The sequence below is a fragment of the Ammoniphilus sp. YIM 78166 genome (assembly GCF_004522215.1).
In the GTDB taxonomy this organism is placed as follows: Bacteria; Bacillota; Bacilli; order Aneurinibacillales; family RAOX-1; genus YIM-78166.
In genome coordinates this window covers 26916-41574 of record NZ_SDLR01000012.1, presented here as the reverse complement: position 1 = coordinate 41574, position 14659 = coordinate 26916, and the positions used below count along the sequence as shown (strand labels likewise).

General features: G+C 46.4%; 14 protein-coding genes. 3 read left to right on the top strand and 11 right to left on the bottom strand.

All coding sequences use genetic code 11. The features are described from left to right. Positions 1-71: 71 nt before the first annotated feature. The 6 genes from pyk to EIZ58_RS30000 form a co-directional block, all read right to left on the bottom strand. Positions 72-1817, bottom strand: coding sequence for a pyruvate kinase (gene pyk / locus EIZ58_RS30025; RefSeq protein ID WP_134704679.1), 1746 nt, complete (start codon positions 1815-1817; stop codon positions 72-74). Between the two features lie 17 nt (positions 1818-1834). Next, positions 1835-2794: a 6-phosphofructokinase gene (gene pfkA / locus EIZ58_RS30020; protein ID WP_134704678.1), complete on the bottom strand. Its 960-nt coding sequence runs from the start codon at positions 2792-2794 to the stop codon at positions 1835-1837. 2 nt (positions 2795-2796) lie between these two features. Beyond that, a complete protein-coding gene (locus EIZ58_RS30015) occupies positions 2797-3780 on the bottom strand; it encodes an ROK family glucokinase (protein ID WP_134704677.1) in 984 nt (327 codons plus the stop codon). 79 nt (positions 3781-3859) lie between these two features. Further along, the gene (locus EIZ58_RS30010) at positions 3860-4774 is read right to left on the bottom strand and encodes a C40 family peptidase (RefSeq protein ID WP_167578047.1); all 915 of its coding nucleotides are present in this window, start codon (positions 4772-4774) and stop codon (positions 3860-3862) included. 83 nt (positions 4775-4857) lie between these two features. Further along, positions 4858-5883, bottom strand: a complete 1026-nt coding sequence (locus EIZ58_RS30005; RefSeq protein ID WP_134704675.1) for a sugar-binding transcriptional regulator — start codon at positions 5881-5883, stop codon at positions 4858-4860. Between the two features lie 98 nt (positions 5884-5981). Then, on the bottom strand, positions 5982-6665 hold the full coding sequence (locus EIZ58_RS30000) for a polysaccharide deacetylase family protein (RefSeq protein ID WP_134704674.1): 684 nt from the start codon (positions 6663-6665) through the stop codon (positions 5982-5984). A gap of 106 nt (positions 6666-6771) precedes the next feature. Between EIZ58_RS30000 and uvsE the strand changes: the two genes are divergently transcribed. Continuing rightward, entirely contained in the window at positions 6772-7737 is a 966-nt protein-coding gene (gene uvsE, locus EIZ58_RS29995; protein WP_134704673.1) for a UV DNA damage repair endonuclease UvsE, read from the top strand. Positions 7738-7834: 97 nt separating this feature from the next. Here uvsE and EIZ58_RS29990 read toward each other — a convergent pair whose 3' ends face one another. Both EIZ58_RS29990 and EIZ58_RS29985 read right to left on the bottom strand, forming a co-directional pair. Then, positions 7835-8257 carry a hypothetical protein gene (locus EIZ58_RS29990; protein ID WP_134704672.1) on the bottom strand — a complete coding sequence of 141 codons (423 nt, stop codon included), beginning with the start codon at positions 8255-8257 and terminating at the stop codon, positions 7835-7837. A 202-nt stretch (positions 8258-8459) separates the two neighbouring features. After that, entirely contained in the window at positions 8460-10055 is a 1596-nt protein-coding gene (locus tag EIZ58_RS29985) for a peptide chain release factor 3 (protein ID WP_134704671.1), read from the bottom strand. Between the two features lie 154 nt (positions 10056-10209). Between EIZ58_RS29985 and EIZ58_RS29980 the strand changes: the two genes are divergently transcribed. Next, positions 10210-11457 (top strand): MFS transporter, encoded by a 1248-nt coding sequence (locus tag EIZ58_RS29980; RefSeq protein ID WP_134704670.1) that lies wholly within the window; start codon positions 10210-10212, stop codon positions 11455-11457. On the opposite strand, the gene EIZ58_RS29975 is transcribed toward EIZ58_RS29980, so the two are convergent. Genes EIZ58_RS29975 through EIZ58_RS29965 form a run of 3 tightly spaced genes read right to left on the bottom strand, consistent with a single transcriptional unit; the run spans position 11401 to position 14055 of the window. Continuing rightward, positions 11401-12057, bottom strand: coding sequence for a YdcF family protein (locus tag EIZ58_RS29975; protein ID WP_134704669.1), 657 nt, complete (start codon positions 12055-12057; stop codon positions 11401-11403). The genes EIZ58_RS29980 and EIZ58_RS29975 overlap by 57 nt on opposite strands. After that, positions 12023-13528 (bottom strand): hypothetical protein, encoded by a 1506-nt coding sequence (locus EIZ58_RS29970; protein WP_134704668.1) that lies wholly within the window; start codon positions 13526-13528, stop codon positions 12023-12025. The genes EIZ58_RS29975 and EIZ58_RS29970 overlap by 35 nt, the downstream gene beginning before the upstream one ends. Beyond that, positions 13525-14055: an RNA polymerase sigma factor gene (locus tag EIZ58_RS29965; RefSeq protein WP_134704667.1), complete on the bottom strand. Its 531-nt coding sequence runs from the start codon at positions 14053-14055 to the stop codon at positions 13525-13527. Before EIZ58_RS29965 ends, EIZ58_RS29970 begins: the two co-directional genes overlap by 4 nt. Positions 14056-14254: 199 nt before the next feature. Here EIZ58_RS29965 and EIZ58_RS29960 point away from each other — a divergent pair, with 199 nt between their 5' ends. After that, entirely contained in the window at positions 14255-14620 is a 366-nt protein-coding gene (locus EIZ58_RS29960; protein ID WP_134704666.1) for a group I truncated hemoglobin, read from the top strand. The last annotated feature ends 39 nt before the right edge of the window (positions 14621-14659 follow it).

Here is a 14659-nt window from a genome sequence, read left to right as displayed (position 1 = left end):
GGCTATGGCTGGAACATAGCAAAAAACGCTGATCCCCCGGGATATCCCAAGAAATCAGCGCTCCAAAAATCTTATAGTACTCGTGTAAAGCCGTGATAAATATGGCCTTGGTGTGGATCGACGGTTATTTCGTCCCCATCCTTCAGGAGGGTTGTGGCTTCCTCGACTCCGATAATGACGGCCTTGTTTAGGTTTAATCCTACGATGGCCCCATGGGAGGTCAAGCCGCCTTCTTCGGTAATCAATCCCGCTGCCTTCTCAATATAAGGCGTGACCTCTTTGTCAGTCGATTTGGCGACGAGGATGGTGTTTTCGTCGACGCGGTCTTCCCAGCCAGGGCTGCCAATGACGACGACTTTACCGGAAGCCGAAACATCGCTCATGCCTCTCCCTCTGGCCACAACTTTTCCTACAACATGAACCTTCATCATGTTGGTTGTGCCTGGCTCTCGGACAGGTACACCTGCGGTAATGACAATCAGGTCTCCCTGCTTAATGATCTTTGCCTGAATGGCCGACTGGATGGCTTGCTCCATCATTTCATCTGTGTTGTCTGCACTCTCGAACTGAATAGGCACAACACCCCATACGAGGGAAAGACGATTGACAATGTGCTCATGAGGCGTAACCGCTACAATAGGACAAGCTGGACGGTGCTTCGATACTACATGAGCAGTATAGCCGCTTTCCGTTGGGGTAAGGATGGCAGCTGCGTCTAACGAAGCAGCCGTAGCCGAAACCGCTTGTCCCATCGCATCCGTAATGGTCACTTTGCCTGATTGAGGAGGGTGTAGCCGCTCCTTATACATCGATGAAGACTCAGCGCGTCGGGCAATACGGTCCATGGTTTCCACAGATTCAACTGGATATTTCCCTGCAGCTGTCTCACCAGAAAGCATAATCGCATCGGTTCCATCAAAAATGGCATTCGCCACGTCACTCGCTTCCGCTCTCGTCGGACGAGGGTTTCCTTGCATGGAATCAAGCATCTGAGTGGCTGTAATGACAGGCTTACCTGCAAGATTGCAGCTGGAAATCAGCTTTTTCTGAACAAGAGGAACCTCTTCAGCAGGAATCTCAACTCCTAAATCTCCACGCGCTACCATCAAGCCATCGGCTACTCCAAGAATTTCATCGGCATTCAAGACACCTTCTTCGTTTTCAATCTTGGCGATGATGGCGATACTTGCACCCTGCTCTTCTAACATCTGGCGGATCTGAAGCACATCTGCTGCTTTACGAACGAAGGAAGCGGCTATAAAATCGACTTTCTTGCGGATACCAAAGTTAATATCGGAGATATCCTTTTCTGTGATACTTGGAAGATTAACGGCAATCTTAGGTAGATTTACACCTTTGCGATTCTTAAGCACCCCGCCATCCAGTACGCGGCAACGAACGTCTGCTCCATTGATCTCCTCAACTAAAAGCTCAATCAGACCGTCGTCCACAAGAACTCTTGCCCCAATGTACAAATCGCGTGGAAGCTGGTCATAGGTCACACTGACTTTTTCCTGCGTACCCTCGATCTGCTCCGTTGTGAGGGTAAAGGAATCTCCGGTTTTCAAGGTAATCTGTCCGTCTCTAAGAACTCCTGTACGAATCTCTGGACCCTTCGTATCTAACATAATTGCTACGTTGCGTCCCAGTTTTTTCGCCACTTCTCGAATTCGGTCAATTCGAACCTCATGCTCCTCATGAGAGCCATGAGAAAAGTTTAACCGTGCAACATTCATGCCGGCTACAATCAGTTTCTCTAGCGTTTCAGGTTGTTCACTCGCAGGTCCAATGGTACAAACGATCTTAGTTCTTCTCATCCCGTCACCTCATTTGTTTATATGGAAAGACTTCTTGCTAAGTGATACATAGACATATCTAGCGTATGCTTGTCCCGAGCGGCATCGACGAATGGAGCATGGACGAGCTGTCCACCTTTTAAGCCTACCATAACTCCTTTTTGTCCTTCGACGAGCAAGTCTACTGCTTTTGCCCCCATTTGGCTGGCCATCATTCGATCATAGGCAGAAGGAGATCCTCCTCGCTGCAAGTGGCCTAGAACGGTTACTCGAGTCTCGAGTCCCGTTCGTTCCTGTATCATTCTGGCTACTTCAGCTCCGCTGCTTACCCCTTCAGCAACCACGATAATACTGTGTTTCTTACCACGCTTGTTTCCTTGTTCTAACCTTTGGACGACATCATCCATATCCACTGGCGCCTCAGGGATAATAATGGATTCAGCTCCCACACATAATCCAGACCATAGAGCGATGTCACCAGCGTCTCTGCCCATTACCTCTATGATGTAGGTGCGCTCATGAGAAGAGGCAGTGTCACGAATCTTGTCAATCGCATCTACCACTGTGTTCACGGCCGTATCGAAGCCGATGGTGTAGTCTGTTCCAGCAATGTCATTGTCAATTGTACCTGGTATTCCAACTGTTGGAAACCCTTGTTCTGTTAATTTTCCAGCACCACGGAAGGAACCATCTCCACCAATCACGACTAATCCATCGATTCCGGCTTCTTTCATGCAGGCTAGCGCTTTATTCTGACCTTCAGGAGTTCTGAATTCTTCACTGCGGGCACTGCGAAGGACAGTTCCTCCTCGATGAATAATATCCCCTACACTACCGAGATCCATGGGCACAAAATCTCCACGCATTAAACCATCGTATCCCTGTTGAACCCCAAACACGCTTAATCCCTTATAGATCCCTCTACGGACAACCGCTCGGATGGCAGGATTCATGCCCGGAGCGTCCCCTCCGCTTGTCAATACGGCGATTTTCTTCATGGTTACTTTCCTCCATTTTGTCCTGGTCGTGAATTCCTATGTACCAACCATGCAGCTCCCAACCAACCGGCCTTATTGCCTAGTGTCGCCGGCACGATGTCTGTCGTTTCACTAACCTTATTTAAAGCATATTTTATAAAGTTTTCACGAATCGGTTCTAGGAAAAAGTCTCCTGCCTTCGAAACGCCCCCACCAATGACAATCTTTTCTGGATTTAATACATTTGACATCTGGGCCAAGGCAAGCCCCAAATAATAGCCGACATGATGGAGGATCTTCACGCTCACCACATCACCTGAGCGCGCTGCGTCTATAACATCCTTCGCCGTGATGACCCCCTGTTGCTTCAGGGTCTGTGTTAATCTTGTTTCTTGCTGTTCATCCACGGCCTTTCTTCCATAGTAAGCAATGGCTGTTGCGGATGTTTCCGTCTCCAAACATCCTGGCTTCCCACAATTACATAGAAGTCCTCCCTCGGGCCGGATGGTCATATGACCAATCTCCCCGGCTAGCCCAAGAGCTCCGTGATAAATGTCCCCATTGATAATCAAGCCGCCGCCGATTCCCGTGCCTACGGTTATGCAAATGAGATGTCGAGAACATTTCCCTGCTCCCTGCCACATCTCGCCTAAAGCAGCCGTATTTGCGTCGTTATCCACATAGCTGGGTAAGCCAAGCCGCTTTTCTAATTCCGCCTTTAAAGGTACATTCTTCCACCCCAAGTTGACAATTTCATACACATTGCCCTGTTCTACATCCAAAAGGGCCGGTACGCCCACGCCAACTCCAGCTAAATCCTTGGGGCTTAGTTCTGCTTCCGCCAGCAGTTGATGAAGCATCTGCTGAAACGCCTCTAATACGTTTTCATAATGACCTTGGGGAGTAGCTTGTTCCCGTTCGCAAATAATCTGACCATCCGGCGAACAAATGCCCATCTTAATGGAGGTTCCGCCCAGATCGATTCCAGCATAGTATTGGTTGTCCATGCTTTGCTCCTTATGAGTGGACTGAATAAGTCCCGTATATACATTTTATGTCCATGTCTTTATTTTATATGAAAATCCATTACATGACAATGAATCTTTTCGCAAACATATATGTATTCTTCCAATGCTGTTCATCGAGTGTATTGAGGGTTACTCCTGGCTTGCCAAAGGTATGGATAAATTGACCATTCCCTATGTACATGCCAACATGCCCTACAATCCGATTGGTTTGGAAGGGTCCTGGCACGTAAAAATAAAGTAGATCCCCGATCTGCAAGTTTCCTTTGTCTACAAGAACCCCAAGCGCCGATTGGGCCCTAGCAGTTCTAGGGAGTGAGATGCCAAATCTAGCATATACGTGGCGCGTATAAGACGAGCTGTCAAAGCGCTTGGATTGAGGGAAAGGATCTGCACCAAATTGATAAGGAACCCCCAAATACCGCTTGGCATACTGGACTAACGCTTTGGTATTCACTTTGGCAGTGGGAGCGACTACCGTAGCTACGGCCACTTCTCCTTTAGCAGACGGGGCGCTTAAAGGGGTAATGACAAATCGCTGACTGGACTCATTCCAAGCAACCTGCGTTTCCCAGAGCTCTTCTAGGGCTTTAACCGTGATATAGGGTTTTTGATTGATGGTTTTTGGTGCCGTTGATAGCGTGATTGGTTTGCCGTTCGAGTATGCCTCTTTATGATCCATTTCCAATCGATACACGACATCGGTATACCCCATGTTAAACGTTTCGTCTGATATATCGTAAGTATAGGTAAAGTCTAGGGATTGAGCGGCCTCCTCGAGGGGGATCCATCGTTCTCCACGATGGTCTTGACGAAACTGAATCTCCGAGAAGGTAAGCTTCTCTCCTACCATCAAACGGGCCGACGAAACGGTAGGCTGATGATGGCCAAGATGAGGTTGTAATCCTGCACCACAAGAGGATAATAGGATCACGAGGGATAGCATCATAGAATACCGGAATACACCTACAGTCAAAGACATAGCACACCTCTGCGATCAGTTTAACTTCCTTATCAGGATAATTCCCTTCAAAAAGCTTCTCTAATCGCGAGATTGCATTAAATTTCCATCTTTAAAACCGTTTCAGCTGCTGATTCATCTATAATCAATACATTAATTGAACCTGATTTCGCAATGGCATAGATCGCTTCTGCTTTATTGGAGCCTCCCGCTAAACCGATGACTTGCCGAGCTTTCTTGACATCCTCAAGCTGAAGTCCCATGGTTTCCATTCGATGAATAATCTGCCCTTCCTTATTGAAGTAGTAACCGAAGGCTTCCCCTACCGCCTTGCCTTGCTCAAGGACCTTCAACACCTCACTCGGCGCGTTTCGGCGTATTGCCATCTCTACCGCGCGACCGATACCATGGACGACCACCTGGGAAGAACGAATCAGATCGAGCATTTCACTGATATAGGGGTCGGATTGGATAGACTGATAGACAGATGCGCTTAGATTATCGGAGATATGAAACATGCGATATTGCGCACCCAGCTTTTTAGCCAGGTTGGCGGCAATCTGATTAGCTTGCAATTCCACATTTTCCCCTAAGCCGCCCCGAGCTGGCACAAAGGTGACCTCTGGAAACTGACGGTTCCCGCTCATCATCTCCGCCATCGTCGCAATCGTAGAACCACCGGTCACAGCCACGATATCTTGTTCTCGAAGCACGGACAAAAGATAGTTAGCTGCTGCTCGGCCCAGCTCTTTTTTATCCAGCTCCACTTCGCTGGACTGTCCCGGAACCACGATGACGCGATTGACCTTTAGCCTCTGCTGAAGCTCGGACTCCATATCCGATAAACCATAAACATCTTTAATTAAACCCTCTAAAGATTCTAGAATTTGTAAGCCTGTATCCGTCAAGAACATCCCAATGCTCTCCACTTGGACGAGCCCTTGCTCTTTAAGAAAATCAACCTCTGCCCTTAAGATTCTCTCCGTTGTATGTAGCGAAACAGCTAAACTGCGGCGACCAATGGGCTGTTGCAGATAGATGTTTCGAAGAATGGAGAGTCGCTTTTGCATGACTTCAACGAGGTCGGGAACAAGCCTGAGCTGTAAAGCTAAAAATTCACGCATAGCCGTTTCTCCTCTTTGTCAAAAAATGATCTCATGGCTCCATTATAAGTGGATGGGACGAGAAATACAATTGCAGGACATATGCAGTCCCTAGATCCTTATTTAATTTCCAGCAACTCGGAAACGGTCACAAATTCAAACCCGTCTTTTCTCATATCATGGATCAGTGAAACCAAGGCTTTAATCGATTCTTCTTGATTCACGCCGCCGTCGTGAAAAAGCAGAATGTCGCCTGACCCAATCTTGTTCTTGATACTGCTGGCAATGACCTCTGCCGTTCGGTTTCGTTTCCAGTCTTTCGGATCTACTGACCAATGAATCAGTTCATAACCAGCATCGTAAGTGGCTTTAAGTACAGCAGGCGTCACGACACCGCCGGGTGGCCGATAGCATTGGGGTCTTTTCCCAATTGTATTTACTATCACCTTTTCTGCTCGCTTGATTTGCTGATAAACTTCTGGCCTTTTTAACTTCTTGATATCGGGATGAGAATAGCCGTGATTTCCGATTTCATGTCCGGCCTTGTGTATCCATTGAAGGATTTGAGGGGATTTCTCTGCTTGATTCCCTAAGACAAAAAACGTCGCCTTGACCCCTTCAAGGTTCAAGGTTTCTAATAAAAGAGGGGTATATTTGGGGTCAGGGCCATCGTCAAAGGTAATGGCCACCACTTTTTTCTCCGTATCAATTTTAAAGATGGGGAAGGCTTGATCTGTCGTCCCCAGCGTCATTCGGGTCGGGCAAAGGAATAAGATGACAAGCAGTAAGACTTTCCATGGCATACTGCATACTCCTCTCTTCAATCAATAGCTTTAAATAGTATGGTCCCCCTTGTCCGGAATCATCCTCCACCTCCTGTTGAACACTATAGAAAAAAGGAGGAAAGAGATGCTCGTACGCCTAGGCTATGTGGCCCTATCCCTAGAGCTTAAAAACAGCTCTCCTAACAAGACCATCACGTGGACAAACCTGCAAAAGATAGACCCTAAATTTTATGTATCCAGGCTCACGATTCTTTCGAAGGAAAACCTGCGCAATCAGCTTCGGTTGCTGCGCTATAACTTAGGAGAAGAGATTATGCTGTACCGCTTCACCTCCAAGCTCATTCCGCTCGCCACACATGATGCGGTTGCAGGCTGGGACTTTGCGGGAGATCTGGCGGAGGACTTTGAGCAGATTGGTGAGTTTGTGAAGAAAAACCGAATGAGAGTGGGATTTCACCCGGATCACTTTGTGAATTTAAACAGCCCAAAAGATGATATTGTGGAAAAATCGATTCAGGATTTGACCTACCACCTACAGCAAAGTCAAGCGATGGGGTTGGATGAGACCATGAAATTCAATATCCATATGGGAGGCGCCTATAAAGATAAAAAAGACTCCATTAAGCGGCTAATTGATAATTGGACGCGAGTTCCTGCTGATATCCAACGACGCATTACGTTTGAAAATGATGATAAGACCTTCACGGCGGCGGAAACGCTAGAAGCCTGCCAAGCCTTAGGCACCCCGATGGTACTCGATATCCATCATCATCGCTGCAATCATGAGCATCACGATCTATCTTCCATTCTAGAAGACATTTTTGCCACCTGGAAGGACAGTGGTCTTCCACCTAAAATTCATGTATCAAGTCCTAAAGGAACCGAATCAGCTGCCGCCATGCGCAGTCATGCCGATTTCGTGGATGTCCATGATCTTTTGCCTTTTTTACAGCTAGCCAAACGGCATACAGACGCTCTAGACGTCATGGTGGAGGCAAAAAACAAAGATCAAGCCCTTAAAAAACTGATGAAGGATTTGATGAATGAGAACCAGGTTCAACCCCGCTCAGAAGCTTCGTTCGAGCTCTAAAATAAGTAAAAGCCTATGATAGCAAGAGAAACTAATAATAGCTCTCAGACCTTCATAGGCTTATTATTCTGGGATGTAGGTTGATCCTCGTAAACCATTAGACGGTGATGGTGCGAATAAGGTTTTTCTTAGCCTTTGTCATATTCAAGCCTTCCCAGATGTCTGGTTGATTGGCGATGACCTCCACTAATTCCCCTCTGTCATCATAAACATAAATGACATCATTGCGGTCAAATTCCGTATCACATTGCAGGCAATACCAATGCTTCTCCGCAATAATATAGTTGACTTGCTGCGTCTCCTGGCAAACCGGGCAGCATCGCTGTTCCACCTTGCGTTTACGGTTATATCCTGTCTTAATGGCAGGTTTCTTTGGAAGGCTGAGGTTGAATTTAGAAAACCAAGCTCTCACCGTTTGCGGGGTCACATTCCACTTCTCAGAAATCCAATCTACCGTTTTTCCTGCATGAAGGAAGCCTTTTAGCATATCTTTATCAGGTGTACTCTTTAGTCCTTTCATCTCGACTTCGACTCCTTACGTTCATTTTTATATTTTAACGAGATCTAATTATCTAATTTAAATCTTTCCATTTAAGAAGTAATACGAATTATCATTCGAATAAGTTTCGGTTTTTTTGCAAAAAAAACAAAAAAACTTTCAGTCTACTCATGAAAAATAGCACAAAAAGCACCTAGGTTTTACCCAGATGCTCATTGGCCGGCTACAATTTCGTCGGGCTATCCACAAATCGCAGGTCAGGATACTTATCCTCTGCCCAGCGTAGACCGAATTCGTTTTGGAACAAAGCGACCACTCGTTCCTGCTTGTCTAAGACAATGACATTGCTGCCGTTCAGGAATTTCTTCACCTGTTCTTTTGGCCCATCTACCCAGCGCGCAAGTTCATAGGTTAATCGCTGAAGCGCAATATCCACGCCATATTCTGCCTTCATCCGATGCTCAAAAACCTCATATTGAAGAACCCCAACCACACCCAGGATCATTTCCTCGATGCCAGTACCATGGGTCTTAAACACCTGAATGGCTCCTTCTTCGGTAAGCTGGTCCACGCCCTTATGGAATTGTTTGTACTTCATGGCATCCTTGACCGTAACCTTAGAAAAGTGCTCTGGTGCAAAATGAGGCATCTCATCAAAGGTAAAGGCTTCCCCTTCGCATAGCGTATCGCCAATTTGGAATAAGCCTGGGTCATAAAGACCAATGATATCCCCTGGATAAGCTTCATCTATAATTTCTCGTTCCTGGGCAAAGAATTGCTGCGGCTGAGATAACTTAATGGTTTTGCCTGTTCGCACATGCGAAACTGCCATTCCTCTTTCAAAATGACCAGAGCAAATCCTTAAGAAAGCAATCCGGTCACGGTGGGCCGGATTCATATTGGCCTGAATTTTAAACACATAGCCAGAAAAATGAGGACGGGTAGGCTCCACTGGACCTTTTTCGCTTTTACGTGGTGCTGGGGCAGGAGCTAGTGTTAAAAAGTGGTCCAAGAAGGTTTGAACGCCAAAGTTGTTGATGGCACTACCAAAATAAACAGGGGTCAATTCTCCTTTTTGCACACGCTCCATGTCAAAAGGATCTCCTGCAACGTCTAAAAGTTCAATATCATCCATTACTTTCTGATAAAGGTCTTCCCCTAATAACCCAACGAGGGCCTCCTTGTTTCCATCTACTACTTCCACTTGATCCTTCTCATAATAGTGGCCGTGACGATAAAGAACCAATTCGTTTTCATTACGATCATAGATTCCTTTAAAATCTTGGCCCATCCCAATCGGCCAGTTCATCGGACAAGAGCGAATGCCCAATACTTCTTCAAGCTCTTCGAGAAGATCAAGCGGCTCGCGACCTTCACGGTCCATCTTATTGACAAAGGTGAATATAGGAATACCGCGCATACGACAAACAGCAAACAGCTTTTTCGTCTGGGCCTCTACCCCTTTTGCTGCGTCAATCAACATGACCGCGCAATCCGCTGCCGTCAGGGTACGATAAGTGTCCTCGGAAAAGTCCTGGTGACCAGGAGTATCCAGAATATTTACCTTGATATCTTTATACGTGAACTGCATCGCACTAGACGTTACGGAGATTCCTCTTTGCTTCTCGATTTCCATCCAGTCTGATGTAGCCGTCTTCTGAGATTTTCTTCCTTTTACCGCTCCCGCTAAACGAATCGCTCCCCCAAACAATAGAAGCTTCTCGGTTAGGGTTGTTTTCCCTGCATCAGGGTGAGAGATGATCGCAAAGGTTCGTCTGCGCTCGATCTCGGACAGCATTTTATCTTGAGTTTTACTCATATATGATTTCTCCTTGAATGAGAATAAATTAGCTTTATGGACTACAACCATTCATTCTACATGGTGATAGGATGGAAGTCTAGCGTAATATGAAAAAGGATTGCATTTCCTTTTAAATTAATTTATAATAATTACATATAAGGAACCATTTTAAATGAGAGAAGATGAAATCATGAACCGTATTATGACAGATAGACGATTCTATCCCTTATTGATCGCGAACTTATTTTCTTCAGTTGGATCCGGCATCACGATGATTACTATTCCCTGGATCCTAGTCAATCGTCAAGGAGGAGAGCAATTATTCGGCTATGCCGCCCTAGGTATGACCTTAGTCTTATTTTTTGTTTCCCCATATATTGGCACGTTGATTGACCGTTTCTCTAGAAAGAGCATGTTGTTGTTTAGCGAGGTGTTTGGCTTTGTTTTGATTGCCGGCCTTACCCTATGGGGCTATCTCGCAGGGCACTATGATACCTGGCAATTAATCGCGATCTATGTCACAGGATCACTCTATTATTCCGTGCACTTCCCTACGCAGTTTGCTTTTACCCAGGAGATCTTTGACCGGTCCCAATATCAAGCCCTCAACAGTGTCATGGAAATCCAAAATCAAACGGCCTCCATGATTGCAGGAGGCCTGGCTAGTATGCTCATTAATAAGGTAGACTTAGTCTATTTACTTTCCTTAGACGCTTTAACCTATCTTGTTGGATACGGTTTAATCTCTTCAATCCCTTATCAACATTCTCTTGGCCATCATGCCAACGCAAAAACGACCATTTGGAGCAATATGAAAGAAGGCTTCCTGTATATGAAGGATAAACCGCTGTTCATTCTTTTCTTTGCCTGTTCGCTCATGCCCTTTATCGGAGTGATGATAGGGAACTATCTATACCCTGTTTATGTTTCGAAGGTTCTTCAAGCAGATGCCAGCGTCATGGGACTGTCGGATATGAGTTATGCCATTGGCGCCATTCTTGCTGGGTTCACGATTCCCTGGCTCATCACCAAGCTAGGCTCTTATCGTTCGGTTAGCCTTACTGTCGCTACCTTCGCTCTCGCAACCATCCTTACGGCTTGGATTCCGATCGTGGGCCTGTTCCTGCTACTAAAAATTGCTTTGGGTTGGGGAAATGCCGGCTCCCGAGTGGCTCGTAATACCATCCTCATGCAAACTGTACCCAATGCCTTGATCGGAAGGGTTAACAGCTTCTTTAATGCCCTTGGCATGGGGCTGCGTGTAGGCTTGCTTGGCTTGTTCAGCCAGACGGTTTCTTATTCGGGCGCTTCTACTTCTCTATCCATGATGGGACTACTGCTTATTGGGGCCTTTGCCGGAGTCCTATTCAGCCGCAGCCTGTTCACGGTTCAAACGGACGTCCGCCAGTCCACTGTCTAAACCGTACTTCTTTAAGGAATATTCGGCAAGTGCCACACATTCCCGCAGCGTATAGTACACGATATTGAGCGGGGTAAGCGTAACAGGCTCGGCACTTGCTTGTATTCCAAGGTCCTCGGCCATCTTCAGTGAACGATGCGTATGAAAACCATGCGTAACGATAATTGCTGTGCTCCATGCTTGCTCCTCCATGATCCGCTGACTAAACCGCAAATTCTCCCACGTACTCCTCGCTTGATCTTCTAAGTGAACCACCTGAGCTGGCACACCTTGCTGGACTAAATATTCCTTCATGACTTCCGCTTCGGATTTTTCTCCTTGCCCAATCCCACCTGAAACAATAATCTGACTCGCCATTCCTGCTTGAAATAATTCCAAGGCTACATCTAGTCTTTCTCTCATGGCTGGACTCGGCTTGCCGTTCCATACAGCAGCCCCCAGTACGATGATACAATCGCTAGGCGTTCCTTCTGAAGACTTCCAGGTGGACACAATCTGATAACTGGTCCACCCGAAATATCCGGTTAATACAAGGAAGGAAAGCAGGAAAAACAGGATCAGATTCTTACTTCTTTGGAGTAATCGCAATGACTTCATCATCCACCTTCAACGTCCCATCCCTTTGAAACTCGTAGCTTCCAATAAAGTCTCTCTTCAACGGTTCCATGACTTCCTGGCCCGATTCTATATCCACTACACAGAGATAATAGGTTGCCCCAGCATTCGGCGGAAAGCCGTGTACGCGGAAGGCGGCTAGCTTCCCATCAGCTGAAAGCTTCACTTCATGATCCATGGCGAGCGGTTCAGCAAACCCCTTTTCATAAACAGAGGCAAATTCATGGGACTCGAGATCATAGGATCCAAACCTCAACATATAGCTTTTGTTGTCTGCGGTGTAGACGGAACCCACCAACTGGCGCGTGCTCTCCCCGAGAACGGGATAATAATATTGATCGGAAAGCCGACTCTTAGACTGCGCGATGAGATCATCGACAGGCCGGAACTCTTGTTTCTCCATATCTAGTGTATAAAGCTTCTCGGTACCATGGAAGGAAACGTCAAAGGTTTGAGACCCTACTTGAACAACGGCTACTTTATTTTCCTTTCCATTGGGAACGTGAATTTTTTTCACATAGTGTCCTTTAGGGAAAAGTGGAATCACGGTCTTGTATTCCCATGCCGACTGATTCTCAGGTCGTACACCGTAGAAGGCGTGAGCTCCAGGATTAAAGACGAGCAATTCTTGGTCCGTTACCCAGGCCACCTCCCATTGCATGGTGTCTTCAGGGAGTTGGGTCACATCCTTAGTGGCTTCTGTGATCTGGCCATAAAGCGGCTTATATGTGAGCTCATCTGCCAACAGCTCCCCCACTGCCCATTCCTTCCCGTTTTCTAGTGCGAGGTAGGCCTTCGTTCCCGATGGTGACCACTGCAGCTGGTGAAGGGAATTATACCCTGGTTGAGGGATGTTCGCCATGGCGTCTACGGTTCCATTCCCTCTTAACAATAAGACATGGTCATTTCGTTCCACCTCTTTGTCTTGTACAAGCACCTTTTCGTCATTGACCCAAATATAAAACTGATTCGGCTCGTTAGGGAAAGGATAACTCCTCGCGGACAAGATCCGTGTATCCTCAGTCGAATACAAGAGGATCCCCATGTTCTCCTTTACGGCGTACAGCTTTTTCTGATCTGAGCTGGTAAACAACGCTAAGTTATGGTTTCCGGCGATATCATAGTCCATAATGACGAGCTGATTGGTATCGACAGGCTCCCATGCACTGGACTGTGTCATTTCATGGTTGGTGGGTGGTGTTAGTTGGGGCGGCTGCACTTGGTTGTTAGTCCAACCTAATGGGTCGCCTTGATAGGCTAAGACCCCTACGAGCAGTGCTGCAGCAGCGGCACCTGACCAGGTTACTCCTCGAAAAAACCTCCGCTTTCTTCTCACCTCTCTAGCCTTCTTCAGAAATTTGGCCTTCAGTTGGGCTTCAAAGGCGGGATCGGGTTCGGGAGACGTAAACTGTTGCAGGGATTCAATGATTTTCTTTTCCGTAGATTCTTGTCTCATCGGATTTCCTCCTTTACCCAAATTTCTGTGTTCGCTACTGTTCTCAGCTTAGCTAATGCACGATTCTGCGTCACACTCACCTGATTAGGCGACATATCTAGATATAGCGCGGTTTCCTGTACCGACAACCCTTTAATGAAGCGAAGATAAATGACCGATCTCATCTTCTCAGGCAAATATCTTAAGATTTTCTCGATGGACTCTTTCTGTTCTTTTTTTTCTAATATCTCTTCTGGCAGGTCGATATCATCTGCGGCCTCGTAGTCCTCAGGAATATGGTTTTTCCAGAAAGTAAGGAACTTTTTCGTTTTTTTCTGGCGGGTGAAGTCGATGACCGTTCTCCTGGCAATGGTATAGATCCAGGTAGACACGGAGCTCTCTCCTCGAAAATGATGATACGAAGAGGCTACCTTCATAAACACCTCTTGGGTGATATCCTCCGCATCCGCTTTATTCCCTACCATATAATGAACGTAATGGTAAATGGAATGAAAATTTTCTTCAAATAATCGTTCAAACTCATCCATATATATCCCTCCCCCCTATTGCTATCGCGAGCACGCCATGGGGTTGTGTTATTCTATTTCATTAGACGAGAACATCAGTTAATTCTTACATCTCTCTTAAGAAAAAATCTAGCAGCCAAAATTTGTGATGATCGTCACAGTCATTGGGTCACCTTACCATTATAATAAACGTTGAAACAATACGGAGGAGGAAATAACCATGGAACAAGAAAAATCCCTTTATGAGATTCTAGGAGGAGAAGAGGCCATCGGAGCCGTCGTGGACCGCTTTTATGAAAAGGTATTGGCAGATGAAACCATCAGCCACTTTTTTGCCCATACCGATATGGAAAAGCAACGCCGTCACCAAACGCTTTTCATTAGCTGGGCAACCGGTGGTCCTAATCAATACTCGGGTAAAAGCATGGAAAGAGCTCATGAGGGAATGAACCTTCAAGAAGCCCATTTTGGTGCGGTTGCCCATCATCTCGTAGAAAGCCTAAAAGAGTTTCAGGTGGATGATCGCTACATTGATCAAGTGGTTAACAAGCTTCTCACCCTTAAAGATGCAGTATTAGGAAAGTAGGTCCGGGATTTCCCGGACTTTTTTTATGGAAAAATGGGG